The following is a 16966-nucleotide window of genomic DNA, read 5'->3' as shown; positions in this document are numbered from 1 at the left end:
GCCTGTTCAACGCACGAGGGTTCCTCGTTGTTCCGCCATCCTACGGCCTCACACGCGCTCGCTTTTCAGGTTTCCCACACCGGCCCAACGCGCCTGTTACACATTTGCGCTGGTCAGAGCCTCAATGCCGAGGGTGATCGCATCGTCCACAACACCCGCACGGATCGCCGGTCGCGAGCCCGTGAGGCGTACTTCACGCACGAATTCGCGACTTGGCGTACTCACGGCGATGTAGGCGAGCCCCTCCGGGTTGCCGTAATCGTCATTCCCGGGCCCGGCCACTCCGGTCGTCGCAAGGGCAACATCTGCCCCGTACACGCGGCGCGCGGCCCGAGCCATGCTGCTCGCGACCTCGGCGCGCACGGCTCCCTTCGCCTGCAGGTCCGCAAGGTCTAGCCCCAGAACAGACGCCTTCGCTTCGAAACTGTACGTGCACGCACCCCCCTGGACGACTCTGCTAGCGCCCGGAACATCCACGAGGCGCGCGACGAGCATCCCGCCCGTGAGCGACTCAGCCGTCGCGAGGCTCATACCCCTCTCTTCGCACATAGCAAGGAGGGCGCGGGCCGACGCCAGCTGCTCACGCGGCGCGTCCATTCTCGTTAAGCCGCTTTCTGCGCGAGTGCCTCGCGGCGCAGGCGCAGCCCGTCGTTGACATTGCGAAGCCCCGACCAGAGCGTGAGCACAAGGGCGATGGCGATAAGCGTGATGCCGATCCACCACGCGGGAGGCCACATCAGCTCAAAGGGCATGAGGCAGAAGGTGATCCCGATCGACTGCATCATCGTCTTCGCCTTGCCGCTGAAGTTTGCGGGAAGCGCGCCATACTTCAAGATCGTGAAGCGCATGACCGTAATACCGATCTCGCGCACGAGGATGAGCACTGTGATCCACCACGGCACGTACTGCCACACCGAAAGCATGATGAGCGCGGCGCCCGTCATCGCCTTGTCGGCAATCGGGTCCATGATCTTGCCAAAATCGGTAATGAGGTTCCGAGAGCGCGCGAGGTAGCCGTCGACGAAGTCCGTGACCATTGCGAGCACGAAGATCCCGGCAATGACCCACCTCATGGCGATGTCCTCGTGGTAGAGCGCGGCTACGACCACGAAGATAGGCACCATGACCATGCGCGTCATGGTGAGGACGTTCGCGATATTCCACAGCGGAACGCGCGGGGTATCGGAAGCGCTCATGGGTGTTTCCCTTCTCTTTAGCGGCGTCTTTCGCGCGTTAGCGGCCCGTGAGCTGCCAGGCGTCTTCGCCGTCGGCATCGTCGTTGTCGTAATACTCGGGACTCACCTCACGCGAGGAGTGGTCCAACGGATCATCCGAGTAGCGATCTTGGGCCGAGGAGGCGTCAGACTCCCCCGCCCCGGAACCGGAACCTGCGTGGGAAGCGTCCTGCGAGTCCTCATACAGGTCCGTGTCCTCTCCCTTGATACGCGCGATCGCGCGCGGGAGATCCTCGGGACGCACGAGCACATCGCGAGCTTTCGAGCCCTCGCTCGGCCCGACGATCTCGCGTGACTCGAGAAGGTCCATGAGGCGCCCCGCCTTGGCGAAGCCCACGCGGAGCTTGCGCTGAAGCATCGAGGTGGAGCCGAACTGCGTGGTGACGACGAGTTCGGCCGCCTGAAGCAGCACGTCGAGATCGCCGCCGATGTCATCGTCGATCTGTTTCTTCTTGGCGACCTGCTGCACGTCCTCGCGGTACTGCGGCTTCGCCTGCCCCTTCACGTAGTCGACGACTGCGTGAATCTCGGACTCGTTGACCCACGAGCCCTGCACACGCATAGCCTTCGCCTTGCCCATGGGGTGAAAAAGCGCGTCGCCCTGGCCGATGAGCTTCTCCGCGCCGGGAGTATCGAGGATGACGCGCGAATCCTGGAGGGAGCTCGTCGCGAACGCGAGGCGGGAGGGAACATTCGCTTTGATGATGCCCGTGACGACGTCGACGGAGGGTCGCTGGGTTGCGAGCACGAGATGAATGCCGGCAGCGCGCGCAAGCTGGGTGATGCGCTGGATCGATGCCTCGACGTCTCGCGGGGCGACCATCATGAGGTCGGCAAGCTCGTCAACGACCACGAGGAGGTACGGGTAGGGCGCGAGCACTCGCTCACTTCCCGGCGGGGGGCTCACCTGGCCCGCGCGCACGGCCTTATTGAAGTCGTCGATGTGCTTGAAGCCGTACTCGGCGAGATCGTCGTAGCGGTGGTCCATCTCCTTCACAACCCACTCGAGCGCCTCCGCAGCCTTCTTGGGGTTCGTGATGATGGGGGTAATGAGATGCGGGATCCCCTCGTAGATCGTCAGCTCAACGCGCTTTGGATCAACGAGCACCATGCGCACTTCCTCCGGCGTTGCACGCATGAGGATTGAGGTGATCATCGAGTTCACAAAGCTCGACTTACCGGCGCCGGTCGCGCCCGCAACAAGCAAGTGGGGCATCTTCGCGAGATTCGCAATCACGAATCCGCCTTCGACATCCTTCCCGAGCCCCATCACCATGGGGTGTTCGTTGGCGGTCGCGACACCACTACGAAGGACATCCCCGAGCGCAACAGTTTCGCGGTCCGCGTTCGGAATCTCGATACCGATCGCCTTCTTGCCGGGGATCGGCGAAATGATGCGCACATCGGCGCTCGCGACCGCGTACGCGATGTTGTTGGACAGCGCCGTGACCTTCTCGACCTTCGTGCCGGGGCCGAGCTCAACCTCGTAGCGCGTCACGGTCGGGCCGCGGGAAAAGCCCACGACCTCGGCGTTCACGCCAAACTGCTCGAACACTTCGCCGAGTGCCGCGACAACGCGATCGTTCGCTTCGGAGCGAGCTTTCGCGGGCGGGCCGGCCACGAGCATGTCGGGGCTCGGGAGCGGGTAGGCGGTCTCAACCTGGAGTTCGGGCTGCACGTGCGGCCCCTTGACACCTTCGCCCTTGGGCGGGGTCAGCTCGCGGGTCTGCTCCGCAGCGCTCACGCTCGGCACCGGCACGGTGGGGGCGTTTTCCAGGTCCGACGTTTGGCTGGCAGCCGTCGGAAACTCCTTCTTCCTGCTGTTTTCCGCTTCGAGGTAATCGTAGGGGTCAGAGCTTTTCGCGCCGGATGCGAGTGCACTGGCGGCATCTGCCTTTTTCACGAGCGGTTTCTTCTGCGAGCGCGGAAGCGTCGTCGTCTCGGCCTGCTCACTCTCGGCGCCCTGGCGATACGCGCCATCGCCTTCGTAGCCGAAGGCTTCGTGATCGACGCCGGCCTCGAGGTTCTCGGTGTCGCTTGACGACCGGCGATTTTTGCGGCGGAACAGATCGCTCATGCGCCGAGTCTTCGTTGGGCTGCCCTCGGCGTTGCCCTCGGCAGCGTGGAGAGCCTGCTGGCGTCGGCCCAAGCCGAAGGCCTCGCGCTCCGCTTCTTCACGCTCTCCCCTGCCCACGAGAGCCCCGTAGACCCCCGCGAGACGCGACCCTACTTGGCCGAGCGGCGTAGCAGTGAGCACGAGAACGGAGAACAGGGCGAGGACGACTCCGAGAGTGACGATCACCCAGTCAGGCAGGACATTCGCGAGGGGCGCCGCGACGAGATAGCCGCACACGCCGCCACCGCGCGCGAGGGCGTCAACACCATTGGACGGCGTGGGAATACGCGCGCTCACGGATGCGACCGTACAGAGCGCACACACAAGCATGAGTAGTCCCGCGAAAAGGCGTCCGTTCGCGTGAACGAGATCGGGCCTGCGGAACATCCGAAGCGACCACAGCCCTAGAAGGAGGGGAAGCAGCACGGCGATCACGCCGAACGAGCTCGCAGCGACCGTATGAATCGCGCCAAAGCCCCATTCGCGCACCTGGAACCATTCGGGAACGATGAGAATGAGCGCGAGAATGCTCAAGAAAAGAGCGAAGCCATCGCGCCGCTCTTCGTAGGCGACCTCCCAGCGCTGAATGCCGATGCCGCGAACGAAGCCGCCAACCGCGCGGGCAACGCCGAGGTACCCGACGCGCAAAGCGCGCACCGGGAGGGGAAGCGTCGAGGGATCCGTGGGCGCACCTTTCGTGCGCGACGAGCCCGAGGACGAGCCTCGGGAGGTTCCTTTCGACGCACGTGCGGGGGAAGTCGTACGTGTCGCCATACTCCACAATCTACCCGCCTAAGGGTACGAACGTCACGAGGTCAGCCCCGGCGTGTGAATCACACAGGGGGCTGACCTCGCAGCGGCATCTGCAAAAATCCGCGTCGCTAAGCCTCGACGACAACCGGGATGATCATCGGGCGGCGGCGAAGGCGCTGAGAGAGGAAACGCCCCACCACGCGGCGCATCGCCTGCTGAAGCTGATACGTGTCGTGCCCCTTCTCGTCCTCGATCGCCTTGTGCAGCGCCTTGATGACGTCGGGCTTGATGCGCTCAAACACCTCGTCATCCTCGGCGATGCCTCGCGAGTGGATCTCTGGCCCGGCAATGAGCTCGCCGGTTTCACTATTGACCACGGCGAACAGGGAAATGAAGCCCTCTTCCGCGAGGATACGGCGGTCCTTGAGATCGGCCTCGCTTACCTCGCCCACACTCGAACCGTCCACATACACGTAGCCAACTTCGACCTCGCCGGCGACGCGTGCGACGCCGTCTTTGAGGTCGACGACCGTGCCGTCCTTCGCGAGCACGATGTTCTCGCGAGGGATACCTGAGGACTGCGCGATCTTCCCGTTCGCGATGAGGTGGCGCACCTCGCCGTGCACGGGCATCACGTTCTTCGGGCGCAGAATGTTGTAGCAGTACAGCAACTCGCCCTCGCTCGCGTGCCCCGAGACGTGCACGCGCGCGTTCGCCTGGTGCACGACCTCGGCCCCGAGTTCCATGAGGCCATTCATCACGCGAAACACGTCGTTCTCATTGCCCGGGATGAGCGAGGACGCAAGAATCACGATGTCCCCCTCGCCGACTTCGACGCGGTGGTTGCGGTTCGCGATACGCCCGAGCGCGGCCATCGGCTCGCCCTGGCTGCCCGTGCACATGTACACGATCTTGTGATCCGGAATGTCGTCGGCCTTCTTGAGGTCCACGAGCGTGTTCGGGGGAACATTGAGGTAGCCCATGTCGGCAGCGATGGTCATGTTACGCACCATCGAGCGCCCCACGAACGCCACCTTGCGTCCGTGCGCGTGCGCCGAGTCGAGCACCTGCTGAACGCGGTGGACGTGGCTCGAAAAGCTCGCGACAACGATCTTCTGCTGCGCGCGCGCAAAAAGATTATCGAGCACGGGACCGATCTCGCGCTCCTTGACGGTGAAGCCGGGAACCTCGGCGTTTGTCGAGTCGACGAGGAAGAGATCCACGCCCTCTTCACCAAGGCGCGCGAAGGCACGAAGGTCCGTCAGGCGACCATCGAGCGGGAGCTGGTCCATTTTGAAGTCGCCCGTGTGGAGAACCGTGCCAGCCTCGGTACGGATCGCGACCGCGAGCGCATCGGGAATCGAGTGATTCACGGCGATGAATTCGCACTCGAACGCGCCAAACTTCTCGACATCCCCTTCCTTCACGGCGAGCGTGTACGGCTTGAGCCGATGCTCACGGAGCTTCGCCTCGACAAAGGCGAGGGTCAGCTGGCTACCGACGAGCGGGGTGTCCGGCTTGAGGCGCAGAAGGTAGGGAACTGCACCGATGTGGTCTTCGTGGCCGTGCGTGAGCACGATCGCGGCAACGTCATCAAGGCGATCCTCGATCGAGCGGAAGTCCGGGAGGATTAGGTCGACGCCCGGCTGGGCCTCTTCGGGGAAGAGAACGCCGCAATCGACGATGAGAAGCCGGCCCTCATACTCGAAGACGGTCATGTTTCGGCCGACCTCGCCGAGACCGCCGAGCGGGGTCACCCGTAGTGTCTTGTTCTTCAGTTGTGGCGGGGTCCCGAGTGTCGTGGAAAAGGGTGTAGTCACAGTGTCCTAAATTCTTCAGCTGGTGTGCTGCGCGAGGACGCTCTGGTAGGCGTCTACGGCGGCGTGGATGCGCGCCGCGACCTCCGGCTCGACCGTTCCGAGCGGGGCGCGGCAGCCAGCGTGCGGAAGCACGCCGAGGTGTGTAAGGGCTTCTTTGATCGCCATCGTTCCTGGGCCCTGGTTCATGATCGCGTCAACAAAGTCGATGCGCGATGCGTGGAGCCTTTGCGCGAGCGCGAGGTCGCGCTGTTCGAGGGCGTCAAACATAAGACGGTCGAGCCGCCCCGTAAGGTGACTCGTGACCGAAACCGTACCAACGGCGCCGATCGCGAGCCACGGCAGGTTGAGCGCGTCTTCACCGGAGTAGATATCGAGGCCCGTGTCACGGATGAGCTTCGAGGCCTCGTGCATGTCCCCCTTGGCTTCCTTGAGGGCAACGATGTTCGGGTGCTGGGACAGTTCGACGGCGCTCTCGTATTCGATAGGGATGCCTGAGCGACCGGGAATGTCGTAGAGCATCGCCGGCAGGTCGACGGCGTTGACGATCTCGAGCGTGTGCGCGATCAGGCCGCGCTGCGTGGGCTTGGAGTAGTACGGGGTGGCGAGAAGGAGGCCGTCGGCATTGCCGCCCTCTTCGATCGCGCGTGCAAGCTCGACAGAGTGACGCGTATCGTTCGTGCCCGCCCCCGCGAGGAGGGTGACATCCGCGCCAACTGCCTCGCGCACGGTCGCGAGAATCGCGAGCTTTTCCTCATCGCTCGTGGTGGGCGATTCGCCCGTGGTGCCGTTCGCGACGATGAGATCGTGGCCTTCGTCGACGAGATGGCGCGCGAGGCCGGCGAGAGCCTCGTGATCGACCTTCTCGAGATCCTCAGTGAAGGGCGTGACGATAGCGACGCCGAGACGTCCAAATACCGGTGCTTCTTGACTCACGGCGCCACCCGGCCGCCCGCGTTGAACGCCTCGTAGGTGAGGGGCATCGCCTCGGTGAAGAACTCTTCGATCTTTTCGGCGACCATCTCGATCTCGCGCTGCGGGAACGACGGGAAGTGCGAGCCTTCACGCTTGGTGCGCAGCGACAGGAAGTTCATCATGCTGCGGGCATTGACGGTCACGTACATCGAACTGAACAGCGTGAGGGGCAGAACACCGCGCGCGACCTCGCGTGCAACGCCGGCCTCGAGCATCTCGAGATAAGCGGCATACGCGCTCTCGCACTGCGCCTTGTACGCCTTCGTCACGATCTCGTGCTGCTCGGGGCTGCCCTCGTAAAAGTCATAGGCGCCGGGTTTGCCCTTCTGGACGAGCTTGCGCTCGGGACCGGGCACGTAGAAAATCGGGCGCATTTGGCGGTAGCGGCCCGATTCTTCGTTATAGGACGCGATCCGGTGGCGCATGAACTCGCGGAACACGAAGATCGGCGCTTCGACGTAAAACGTGAAGCTGTTGTGCTCGAACGGCGAGCCGTGGCGGTCGCGCATGAGGTAGTTGATGAGGCCCTTGTCGCGATCGGAGGCATCAGTGCCCACGACGCTCTTGGACTTTTCCCCCTGGGTCGAGACCCGCGCGGCAAAGATGACATCGGAATCGGAAGCCTGTGACCTCACAAGGTCGACCGTGACGTCAGATCGGAACACTATTTCGCTCATATGTATCACCCTAGTTGACCAAGCAGTTCAAAAACCGAAAATCGCCGCGTGGCGCTCACCGCGCACGAAGCACGAGCTCCCCTTCGCAGGCCTCGATCGAGACATCCGCGAGCGAAGGAATCACGAGATCGGCAAGGGGGCCGACGGTCTCCGCACTCGCACTGTTGAGAACACTCACGACGAACGCCCCCGCAGCACGAGCTGAGGCGAGGCCGCCCGGCGCATCTTCGACGACGATGCACTCCGCCGCATCGACCCCGAGTCTCTGTGCCGCGAGGAGGTAGGGCTCGGGATCCGGCTTGCCATGCGTGACCTGATCGGCGGTCACGAGGGTCGTGGGGTACGGGAGCCCAAGGGGCCGGTAGCGCGCCTCGAAGAGTGGAAGCGTGCAGCTCGTCGCTATCGCCCAGCATTCGCGCGAAAGCGCAGCCTTTGCCTCTTCGAGTTCGCCGAGGAAACGCGCGGTCCCGTCGAACGCCTCGACATCGCCCGCGCTCGCAATTTCGTATCCTTCGACTTTGGTGAAAAGCTCCTCGAGCCTCTCCTCGCTGATGTCGGGCATCGCGAGGCGCAATACTCGCCTGGCCGGTTGCCCGTGATAGTGCTTTTCAAACCGCCCCGCACCCTCGTCACCGAGGAGGGTGTCCCAGCTCGCCTCGACACTTCGAGTTGAGTCGACGAGGGTCCCATCGGAATCGAGAAGGATCGCCTTCGCACGCGCGAGAGCTGTTCCCTTCGCGCACCCGTCGAGCGTCGCCGCCATGTCTGCCACGTGTCACTCCTTAGTCGAGGGTGGGGCGCCCGTCTAGTGGGCGTCGTCGAATAGGGCGTTCGCGCGTTGAAGCAACCGCGCGAACTCGCCCCTCACGAGAGTAGCGTCTGGCCGAAGTTCGGCATCCACGAGAGGGGTGGAAGCGTCGGCCTGTCGCTCGCCCGAGCTCTCGGCTTCATCGACCGTGAGGTCGCGCCCGAGCAGTCCCACTGCACGGGCCCACTCGATATCCGCAAAGCGCGGGTGCTCCTTGGAGACGTCGCGAAAGCTCGCGATCTCGGGCGCAACAGCGGAGCCTCCCGCCGCGAGGTGCGCCGCAAGTACGCCGCGAAGCAGCCGCGCGAGGAACGAACACCCCTCCGCTCGCGTCACGGGCTGCGTCGGCTGAAAGGTCGCGTCGTACTCGCCGAAGAATACCGCTTGGCCGCGCATCCACATGATTTCGCGATAGCTGCGAGCCGTCTTCTCAATGTCGCGATACGGTTCGAGGTCGAGACCGTCACGCTCGGGGGCACCAGCGAGACGGTACAGCATGATCGCGGCGTCCTCACGCGTCACATCGGCGCTCGGAAGAAACGTTCCCTCGCGGGCTGGATCGAACAGATCGTGTTTCACGAGCCACTCGATCGCGTCGGCGTAGCGCTCCGCGGGATCAGCAACGACCTGCATGCCCGGCTTCGTCGCGGTCGCGGGCCGTAGCTTGAGCGCGGCGATCCCGGCTATCCCCAAGAGCGAGGCCAGCAACGCCCGCCGCGTCGTCACGAGGCCTGCCGCTTCCGAATTCACCGCCCTCATGCCATCCACGCGAGCTCCTTCATTTTCTCGATGAGAACCCACGAGACGAGGAGATTGCCCCAACCGCTCAAATGGATACCGTCGCTACCCCTGAGCGGGGTCGGTACGATCCCCTTCTCGAGTTCGGAACGTGTTTCTGCTCGCGAGTGCAAATCAAGCGACGCGATTGGTTCGGCGCGCAGCGCCTCCTCGCTCGTCAGGAGGGCTTGCACATCCACGAAGCGGTGCCCGTAAACCTCGCGTTGGGCGGCGTTGACCGCGTGAATGGCCCTAATTTTCTCGAGAGCATCGAGATCGTTTTTCGTGACCCACTGCCCGAGAACGATGGCATCCGTCTTCGGATCACGCGCGGATGCGACGAGCCTCTCGACGTCGCTCAGCACCTGCTCACGCTGCACGATGTTGTTCTTCCCCGTCCAGATCACGTGCCGCCAATTCTCGGTGGTGGCTTTCCACGACGATGTGAAGACACCCGATGTCGCAGGGCCGCCGTCGGACTCAAAGAACCATTGGTTTTCCGGCGTTCCCGTAAGCGTGCCGCTCGCCCCGCTCGACAGCTCCCCGTGACACGTGAACGACCACATGCCGGGAACATCCGTGTCCACGCGCACATTCACTCGCCCACCCGTGTACCCCTCGGGGATATGCACCATGGGCGTGTCGAGTCCACGAAGAATCGTCGTGTGCCCCGAAAACTGTGCCCCGTACGCGAGGTTCGTGACCGGGACGGGGTTCATTGCATTCGCAACTTCCTCGTGGACGTATACCGGTCGAGGCGTGTGCTCGGCACCGAGACCGCCTTCCATCGAACTCGAACCCCACAGTGCAAGAGGCCGTTCGGGCGCGAGTGCCGCAAAGGCACGCGCGAGGGCGTGCGAGGGCGGGTTCTCGGGCATAGAGCCTCCTCGGGTGCGTGCGAGAGGTGGGCGATCAGTTCCGACGCCACTTAGCTTACAGCGAGAGGTAGTTCTCTAGCCCCACCGTGAGACCGGGATGAGAGGCCACCTCGCGCACGCCGTGGAGAACCCCGGGCATGAAGCTCACGCGATCGAATGAGTCGTGACGGATAGTGAGCTGTTCTCCCGGGTTGCCGAAGAGAATTTCCTCGTGCGCCACGAGTCCGCGCAGACGCACGGCGTGCACGTGAACGCCGTCGATGTCGGCTCCTCGCGCGCCGTGGGGGTCGCGCTCGGTCGCATCCGGGACGGGCCCGAGGCTCGCCTGTGCGCGGCCGTCAGCGATCGCGCGGGCCGTATGCAGCGCGGTTCCGGACGGCGCATCGAGTTTTTCGGGATGGTGAAGTTCGACCACCTCTGCGCTCTCATAAAACCGCGCGGCGGTGCGCGCGAAGCTCATCGCGAGCACCGCCCCGATCGCGAAGTTCGGGGCAATGAGAACCCCGGTCTCGGGGGTGTCGTCGAGGGCTGCGCGAACGTCGGCGAGCGCCGCATCATCCCAACCGGTCGCCCCCACGACCGCGTGGATACCGTGCTCGATAAGCCACAGCACGTTCGCTTTCGTCACGCTCGGAAGGGTGAAGTCGACGGCCACGTCCACGAGCGGCGCGCCATCGTCGTCGAGAAGCTGCTCGAGGGAGTCCTCGGCCGTGATTCCCCGCACGAAGTCGAGATCGGAGGCCGCCTCGAGAGCGCGGACAACCTCGCTTCCCATACGCCCGGCTGAACCAATGACTCCAACGCGAATGCTCATAACCATCCCCTCGTGTGTGTATTCGGAATCAAGTATGTCAGGCGGCGCCGGTACGGCCGACGTCGACGCGCACTCTCAGCGCCGAAGCAACCTCGGAGGCGATCTCGCGCACGCTCTCGCGCGTCACGCCGTGGAAGGCTTCGAGAGCTTCATCAACCGTTCGATACGAACCGAGAACGAGCTCAGCCGTTGCGAGCCGCGCCATGCGCGACTGCGTGTCCTCGAGGCTGAGCGCCATCGACCCCGAGATGTGCCCGAGCGTCCGCGCAAGCTCTTCTCGCTCGATCCCGTCTGTCGCGAGCCTCTGCGTCTCCTCGAGCAAAAGCTGCGCGACCTTTTCCGCATTCATGGGACGGCACGCGGCGTACAGCCCCGCAAGACCGGCATCGCGATACGCCGCTGTAAACCCGTACACCGAATAAGCAAGGCCGCGCTTCTCACGCACCTCCTGGAAGAGCCTCGAACTCATCCCACCACCGAGGATCGCCATCGCGACACTTAGAGAATGCCGCCGTTCGTCCCACGCGGGGATCGCCGGTCCGCCAAGGAAAAGGTGGGTCTGTTCGGTCTCGCGCATAAGACGCTTCGTGACGGCTCCGTGCCGCAGCGCCTCGAGTCCATCTGTGCCATCCTCGCCGCTCGGGTACGCAAAGCCCTGCTGGGCACGGCGAGGGCGCGGCGCTTGCCCGTCGCTGAGGCTCCACCCGCCTTTTGCAAGACTGTCGAGAAGCATCGTCGCGACCTCGTCGTGGTCGACGTCTCCGACTGCCGTCACCACGAGGTTGGTACTCAAGTAATGGGCGCGGTAGTGCTCCCGCACCGCCTCGACCGTGACGGCGTTGATCGTCGCGGGCGTTCCCCCTACGGGCCGCCCGAGGGCCGTTTCCTCGCCGAGCACGGAGGCGATGAGAGCCTCGTGGCCCACATCGGTCGGGTCGTCCTCCGCCATCGCGAGTTCCTCGAGAATGACCTCGCGTTCGGTCGTGAATGCTTCGCTCGTGATCGAGGCGCTCGTGACCATGTCCGCAAGGGTCGCAAGGGCCATGGGCAAGTCGACTGAGCGTACACGAGCGTAATAGCACGTGTGCTCCTTCGCGGTCACGGCATTCGATTCGCCTCCCACTTCATCGAAGGCGCGGGCAATGTCGAGGGCGCTTCTCGTGGGCGTTCCTTTAAAGAGCAGGTGCTCGAGAAAGTGAGTCGAGCCGGCGTGCTCAGGTCTCTCATCGCGCGAGCCCACCGGAAGCCAGAATCCGACGCTTGCCGAGCGAACACCGGGGTCACGTTCGGTAAGGAGCCGCACTCCCCCGGGAAGAATTGAGCGGCGCGTGAATGCGCCCTCCTGCTCGTGCAAAACCTGATCGAGGCCTGCCGAAAGGTCGAGCGAAATTGACATGTGAAAAGCGGTCCTTCTCCTAGTGGTGTGCATTACTCTATAGGCGCGGTCACTCGCGGCCGCACGATCGTTGCCCGTCTCCCGAGGAGCAGAATGTCGAATCCCACCCCAAGTTTCCAGCCGCAGGATCCGCACACGAACCAGCCCCACCAGGGGCAGCAGAGCTTCGGCCAGCAGTCATCCGGTTCGGGCACTGGAAGCATAGAGATCCCCGGTAAGGGTACCCGTACTCTCGCGAGCGTCGGTCAACGCGCTCTCGCTCGCATTATCGATGGTTTGATCGCCGGCGCCGCCGGCGGCATCATCGGCGCCATCCTCGGCGTTATCATTTTCGCCGCGGCCGCCTCGGGAAGCGAAACTGGCTCTATCCTCACATTTGGTGTGTCGTTTGTTGTCATCCTTTTGATCGCGATCATCGGTCTCGCGTACGAAACCCTCATGCTCACTTTCTACGGTGCCACCCTCGGCAAAATGGTCATGAAGATCAAGGTCGTGAGCGTCGAAACGGGAGAAAATCCGCAGCTGCTCAACGCACTTCTGCGTTTCGCCCTGCCCGGAGTGATGGGGCTTATCCCGATCGTGGGTGGGCTCGCTGCGCTCGCGTGCTGGCTCTCGCCCCTGTTCGATAGTTCGGGTCGCCAGCAAGGCTGGCACGACAAGATCGCGAAGACCGTCGTTATCGCGAATAGCTAAATAGCTCTCCCCAGCAATAGAGTGGGCGGCCAGGATTTCCTGGCCGCCCACTCTCGTCGTGCTTTGCGCGAGAGCGCGAAAGGCTACTCGGCGCCCTGCTCGGACTCGTCCGTCTTCTCAGCGTCGTCTTCGTCAGCCGCCACAGCGAGCGAGATCTTGCCGCGCGAGTCGATCTCGCGGATCTCAACCTCGAGCTTCTGGCCAACGCTCACGACGTCGTCGACGCTCTCCACGCGCTTACCGCCGTTGAGCTTACGCAACTGCGAGACGTGCAGCAGGCCGTCTTTGCCCGGGGTGAGGGAGATGAACGCGCCAAAGTCGACGACACGCACAACCGTGCCGAGGTACCGTTCGCCGACCTCGGGAACGAGCGGGTTCGCAATCGCGTTGACGGCCGCACGCGCAGCCTCAGCCGAGGGGCCGTCGGTCGCACCGATGTACACGGTGCCGTCGTCCTCGATCGTGATGTCCGCGCCCGTGTCGTCCTGAATCTGGTTGATCATCTGCCCCTTCGGACCGATGACCGCACCGATCTTGTCCACCGGGATGGTGACGGCGAGAACGCGCGGGGCGTTCGGGCTCATCTCATCGGGCTGATCGATGGCCTCTTCGAGAACCGAGAGAATGTGCAGGCGAGCTTCGCGAGCCTGCGACAGGGCGCCTGCGAGGACGGAAGCGGGGATGCCGTCAAGCTTCGTGTCGAGCTGGATAGCCGTCACGAACTCTGAGGTTCCCGCGACCTTAAAGTCCATGTCGCCGAAAGCGTCCTCTGCACCGAGGATGTCGGTGAGAGCCGCGTACTTCGTCTCGCCGTTCACGGTGTCGGAAACGAGGCCCATAGCGATACCGGCAACGGGCGCCTTGAGGGGCACACCGGCATTCAGGAGCGCGAGGGTCGAAGCGCACACGGAGCCCATCGAGGTCGAGCCGTTTGAGCCGAGAGCCTCGGATACCTGTCGAATCGCGTACGGGAACTCCTCACGGCTCGGCAGAACCGGCACGAGTGCGCGCTCGGCGAGCATGCCGTGGCCGATTTCGCGGCGCTTGGGCGAGCCCACGCGGCCCGTCTCACCGGTCGAGTAGGGCGGGAAGTTGTAGTGGTGGATGTAGCGCTTGTGATCGACAGGCGAAAGGCCGTCGATCTGCTGCTCCATCTTGAGCATGTTGAGGGTGGTGACGCCAAGAATCTGGGTCTCGCCGCGCTCGAAGATAGCCGAACCGTGCACTCGCGGCAGCACCTCGACCTCGGCCGAAAGCTGGCGGATGTCGCGAAGGCCGCGGCCGTCAATACGCACGCCCTCCGTAAGGATCTTCTCGCGCACGACCTTCTTCGTGAGCGCACGGAAGGCTCCGGTAATTTCCTTCTCGCGCTCGTCGAGCTTGTCGGCGAGTTCCTCCTTGACCTGCGCGAGCAGAGTCTCGGTGGCCTCTTCGCGTTCCTGCTTGCCCGCGATGCTCATGACCTCACGGAGGCGATCGGTCGCCGCTTCAGCGACGAGATCGTACGCATCGTCCTGGTAGTCGAGGAAGAGCGGGAACTCACGAACGGGCTTCGCAGCCTTCGCGGCGAGCTCCTTCTGGGCCTCGCACAGCGTTCGGATGTAAACCTTGGCAGCTTCGAGGCCCTGGGCGACGACCTCTTCGGTCGGCGCCACCGCTCCCTGCTCCTTGATAAGCGACCAGGCGTTGTCGGTCGCTTCGGCCTCAACCATCATGATCGCGACGTCATCTTCAACGATGCGTCCAGCGACGACCATCGAGAACACGGCCTCATCGAGCTGGCTGAAGGTCGGGAAGGCGATCCACTGGCCGCCCTCGGCATTCGGCATGAGCGCGATACGCACGCCACCGATGGGGCCCGAGAACGGCAGGCCCGAAATCTGGGTCGAGGCCGAGGCGCCGTTGATGCCAACGACGTCATAGGCATCGTCGGGGTTCACAGCCATAACCGTGAGAACAACCTGGACCTCGTTGCGCAGGCCCTTGACGAAGGCGGGGCGCAGCGGGCGGTCGGTCAGGCGGGCTGCGAGGATCGCGTCGGTACCCGGGCGGCCCTCGCGGCGGAAGAAGGAGCCGGGGATGCGGCCCGCGGCGTACATGCGCTCTTCGACGTCAACAGTCAGCGGGAAGAAGTCGAACTGCTCCTTCGGCTGATTGGAGACAGCGGTTGCGCTGAACACCATCGTGTCGTCGTCGAGGTAGACGGCGACGGCACCCGCGGCCTGCTTTGCGAGGCGGCCGGTTTCAAAGCGCACTTCGCGCTTGCCGTACGAGCCGTTGTCGATCGTGGCGATCGTTGAATGAATGTTGTGGCCTTCCATGGTCACTGTCACTCTCTTTCTGTGGTGAACAAGAGTTTTCTTTGCGTGGGGCCGGCCATCGCCAGTCGCGTATCCCGCCTGCGCGGAAGACGTCACTGCCGAGGACCGATCCCCCTCTCATCATTGTTGCAAGGAAAACTCGATGGATGGTAAAACGCCGCCCACCCGGCGGGTGAGCGGCGGAATAAAGTCAGCGGCGCAGACCGAGACGCTGAATCAGCGAACGGTAACGCTCAATGTCGACCGACTGCAGGTACTGCAGAAGGCGCTTGCGGCGACCAACGAGGAGAAGCAGCCCACGACGGGTGTGGTGATCGTGCTTGTGATCCTTGAGGTGCTCGGTGAGGTAGTTGATGCGATGCGACAGAAGCGCAATCTGCACCTCGGGCGAGCCGGTGTCACCCTCGCTCAGACCGTATTCCTTAATGATCTCCTGCTTGACGGAGGAATCGTAAGCCACTGGCTCTCCTATCACCTTGTTGCACGGCGCACCGGGGCCTGTTCTCCCGAGCACTTAGAATCCGTGGCCGATTAAGCACGGCCTTCCAAGGCTAGCAGCAGCGTTAGGCGCGCGGGTCGCCATGGGCGGCAAGAGTGCTGCGAGTCACGGCCACATCGCGGTGCATCTGCTCGACCAGGGCCTCGATGCCATCGAAGGCAAGCGTCGGCCTGAGCCGCTCCACAAACTCCACTTTCGCTTGCCGATCGTAGAGCTCGTACTCGTGCGAGCCGAGCACGTACGTCTCCACGATCCGGTAAGCAGGGCCCTCTTCGAACGTCGGGTTCGTGCCCACGGAAATGGTCGCGGGAACTCGCTCGAGGAATCGGTCGCCGTCAAGCACCGAAAAGTAGCCCGCGTACACCCCGTCGATCGGGACGGCACCACTCGGGTGGGCACTGAAGTTTGCCGTGGGAAATCCCAGTTCCCGCCCACGCTTAAAACCATGGCGTACCGTATCGCGCACCGAGTGCCACCGGCCGAGCATGCGCGCAGCACCGGACATATCACCCGCAAGCAAACTCTTCCGAACGAGAGTCGAGGAGATGCGCTCGCGCCCTCCCGACTCCGCCTCGGTATCCGCATCGAGCTCCTCGACACTCACGACCTGGAAGCCGTACTTCTCGCCGAGTTCGACCATCGTGTGAAAGTCACCTTCGTTACGGCGTCCGAATCGCGAGTCCTTCCCGAGCACAACGGCACGCGCACGAAGGAGGTCAACAAGGTACTCGCGCACGAACTCCTCAGCACGCAGCTGCGCAAACTCGAGCGTGAAGTGGACATCGAGCAGGTCTTCGACACCCGCTTCGCACACGAGGGCATTTCGATCGTCGTATCCCGTGATCAGCATCGGCTCTTCGCTACCGGTCATGACGTGGCGGGGATGCGGATGGAAAGTGAGGGCGCGCGGCGCAAGGTCGTGAGCACTCGCGTACGACACGAGCGAGTCGATGACTCGACGATGACCACGGTGCACGCCGTCAAAGTTCCCGATCGTCACCACGCCCGGCGCGAGTTCACGCGGAACCTCATGAGGGTCGCGCCACACGCGCGAGGAGGTCACTTCGTTCACGGCAAGCTTTCGTGGGGGGGGATCGAACACATGCCACCTTAACCGATGAACAGCGAGGAGGCTTCGCGGGCGGGGTCGGTAACGTCACTCATGACACACCTCGCATACTTCCTTGCATCTTAAATCTGTCGCGCG

General features: G+C 63.7%; 15 protein-coding genes. 1 reads left to right on the top strand and 14 read right to left on the bottom strand.

The window, feature by feature from the left end; all coding sequences use genetic code 11:
- Nucleotides 1-96: 96 nt before the first annotated feature.
- From E6X30_RS07540 to E6X30_RS07490, 11 genes are all read right to left on the bottom strand, one after another.
- Nucleotides 97-597, bottom strand: a complete 501-nt coding sequence (locus E6X30_RS07540; RefSeq protein ID WP_016663016.1) for a CinA family protein — start codon at nt 595-597, stop codon at nt 97-99.
- Nucleotides 598-602: 5 nt separating this feature from the next.
- Entirely contained in the window at nt 603-1196 is a 594-nt protein-coding gene (gene pgsA / locus E6X30_RS07535; RefSeq protein ID WP_016663017.1) for a CDP-diacylglycerol--glycerol-3-phosphate 3-phosphatidyltransferase, read from the bottom strand.
- Nucleotides 1197-1233: 37 nt separating this feature from the next.
- Entirely contained in the window at nt 1234-4125 is a 2892-nt protein-coding gene (locus E6X30_RS07530; protein ID WP_016663018.1) for a DNA translocase FtsK, read from the bottom strand.
- 107 nt (nt 4126-4232) lie between these two features.
- Entirely contained in the window at nt 4233-5924 is a 1692-nt protein-coding gene (locus tag E6X30_RS07525; RefSeq protein WP_316335975.1) for a ribonuclease J, read from the bottom strand.
- Between the two features lie 15 nt (nt 5925-5939).
- The gene (dapA, locus tag E6X30_RS07520; RefSeq protein WP_016663020.1) at nt 5940-6857 is read right to left on the bottom strand and encodes a 4-hydroxy-tetrahydrodipicolinate synthase; all 918 of its coding nucleotides are present in this window, start codon (nt 6855-6857) and stop codon (nt 5940-5942) included.
- Nucleotides 6854-7573, bottom strand: a complete 720-nt coding sequence (gene thyX, locus E6X30_RS07515) for an FAD-dependent thymidylate synthase (RefSeq protein ID WP_016663021.1) — start codon at nt 7571-7573, stop codon at nt 6854-6856. Before thyX ends, dapA begins: the two co-directional genes overlap by 4 nt.
- A 55-nt stretch (nt 7574-7628) precedes the next feature.
- A complete protein-coding gene (locus E6X30_RS07510; RefSeq protein WP_051120672.1) occupies nt 7629-8336 on the bottom strand; it encodes an HAD family phosphatase in 708 nt (235 codons plus the stop codon).
- Between the two features lie 42 nt (nt 8337-8378).
- On the bottom strand, nt 8379-9140 hold the full coding sequence (locus tag E6X30_RS07505) for an S-layer homology domain-containing protein (RefSeq protein ID WP_232049713.1): 762 nt from the start codon (nt 9138-9140) through the stop codon (nt 8379-8381).
- Nucleotides 9137-10036, bottom strand: coding sequence for an SGNH/GDSL hydrolase family protein (locus tag E6X30_RS07500; RefSeq protein WP_016663024.1), 900 nt, complete (start codon nt 10034-10036; stop codon nt 9137-9139). The genes E6X30_RS07505 and E6X30_RS07500 overlap by 4 nt, the downstream gene beginning before the upstream one ends.
- Before the next feature lie 55 nt (nt 10037-10091).
- Nucleotides 10092-10856 carry a 4-hydroxy-tetrahydrodipicolinate reductase gene (gene dapB / locus E6X30_RS07495; protein ID WP_034370222.1) on the bottom strand — a complete coding sequence of 255 codons (765 nt, stop codon included), beginning with the start codon at nt 10854-10856 and terminating at the stop codon, nt 10092-10094.
- Between the two features lie 31 nt (nt 10857-10887).
- Nucleotides 10888-12246, bottom strand: coding sequence for a pitrilysin family protein (locus tag E6X30_RS07490; protein ID WP_016663026.1), 1359 nt, complete (start codon nt 12244-12246; stop codon nt 10888-10890).
- Nucleotides 12247-12339: 93 nt separating this feature from the next.
- Here E6X30_RS07490 and E6X30_RS07485 point away from each other — a divergent pair, with 93 nt between their 5' ends.
- On the top strand, nt 12340-12939 hold the full coding sequence (locus E6X30_RS07485; protein WP_016663027.1) for an RDD family protein: 600 nt from the start codon (nt 12340-12342) through the stop codon (nt 12937-12939).
- Between the two features lie 83 nt (nt 12940-13022).
- Here E6X30_RS07485 and E6X30_RS07480 read toward each other — a convergent pair whose 3' ends face one another.
- The 3 genes from E6X30_RS07480 to E6X30_RS07470 all read right to left on the bottom strand — a co-directional run bounded on the left by E6X30_RS07480 (nt 13023) and on the right by E6X30_RS07470 (nt 16831).
- A complete protein-coding gene (locus E6X30_RS07480) occupies nt 13023-15260 on the bottom strand; it encodes a polyribonucleotide nucleotidyltransferase (protein ID WP_016663028.1) in 2238 nt (745 codons plus the stop codon).
- 190 nt (nt 15261-15450) lie between these two features.
- Complete coding sequence (gene rpsO / locus E6X30_RS07475) at nt 15451-15720, bottom strand: 30S ribosomal protein S15 (protein WP_016663029.1); 270 nt, start codon at nt 15718-15720, stop codon at nt 15451-15453.
- 103 nt (nt 15721-15823) lie between these two features.
- Nucleotides 15824-16831 (bottom strand): bifunctional riboflavin kinase/FAD synthetase, encoded by a 1008-nt coding sequence (locus E6X30_RS07470; RefSeq protein WP_232049671.1) that lies wholly within the window; start codon nt 16829-16831, stop codon nt 15824-15826.
- Between the last annotated feature and the right edge of the window lie 135 nt (nt 16832-16966).

Origin of the sequence: Dermabacter sp. (genome assembly GCF_032550575.1) — a bacterium.
Taxonomy (GTDB): Bacteria; Actinomycetota; Actinomycetes; order Actinomycetales; family Dermabacteraceae; genus Dermabacter; species Dermabacter hominis.
Note: the sequence above shows the minus strand (reverse complement) of the source record. Positions and strands in the feature narration are given on the sequence as shown.

Coding starts and splice junctions, on each gene's coding strand:
- E6X30_RS07500 (WP_016663024.1), bottom strand. CDS start 10,036: ATGCCCGAGAACCCGCCCTCGCACGCCCTCGCGCGTGCCTTTGCGGCA.
- E6X30_RS07510 (WP_051120672.1), bottom strand. CDS start 8,336: ATGGCGGCGACGCTCGACGGGTGCGCGAAGGGAACAGCTCTCGCGCGT.
- pgsA (WP_016663017.1), bottom strand. CDS start 1,196: ATGAGCGCTTCCGATACCCCGCGCGTTCCGCTGTGGAATATCGCGAAC.
- E6X30_RS07490 (WP_016663026.1), bottom strand. CDS start 12,246: ATGTCAATTTCGCTCGACCTTTCGGCAGGCCTCGATCAGGTTTTGCAC.
- E6X30_RS07530 (WP_016663018.1), bottom strand. CDS start 4,125: ATGGCGACACGTACGACTTCCCCCGCACGTGCGTCGAAAGGAACCTCC.
- thyX (WP_016663021.1), bottom strand. CDS start 7,573: ATGAGCGAAATAGTGTTCCGATCTGACGTCACGGTCGACCTTGTGAGG.
- E6X30_RS07480 (WP_016663028.1), bottom strand. CDS start 15,260: ATGGAAGGCCACAACATTCATTCAACGATCGCCACGATCGACAACGGC.
- E6X30_RS07485 (WP_016663027.1), top strand. CDS start 12,340: ATGTCGAATCCCACCCCAAGTTTCCAGCCGCAGGATCCGCACACGAAC.
- E6X30_RS07505 (WP_232049713.1), bottom strand. CDS start 9,140: ATGAGGGCGGTGAATTCGGAAGCGGCAGGCCTCGTGACGACGCGGCGG.
- dapB (WP_034370222.1), bottom strand. CDS start 10,856: ATGGTTATGAGCATTCGCGTTGGAGTCATTGGTTCAGCCGGGCGTATG.
- E6X30_RS07540 (WP_016663016.1), bottom strand. CDS start 597: ATGGACGCGCCGCGTGAGCAGCTGGCGTCGGCCCGCGCCCTCCTTGCT.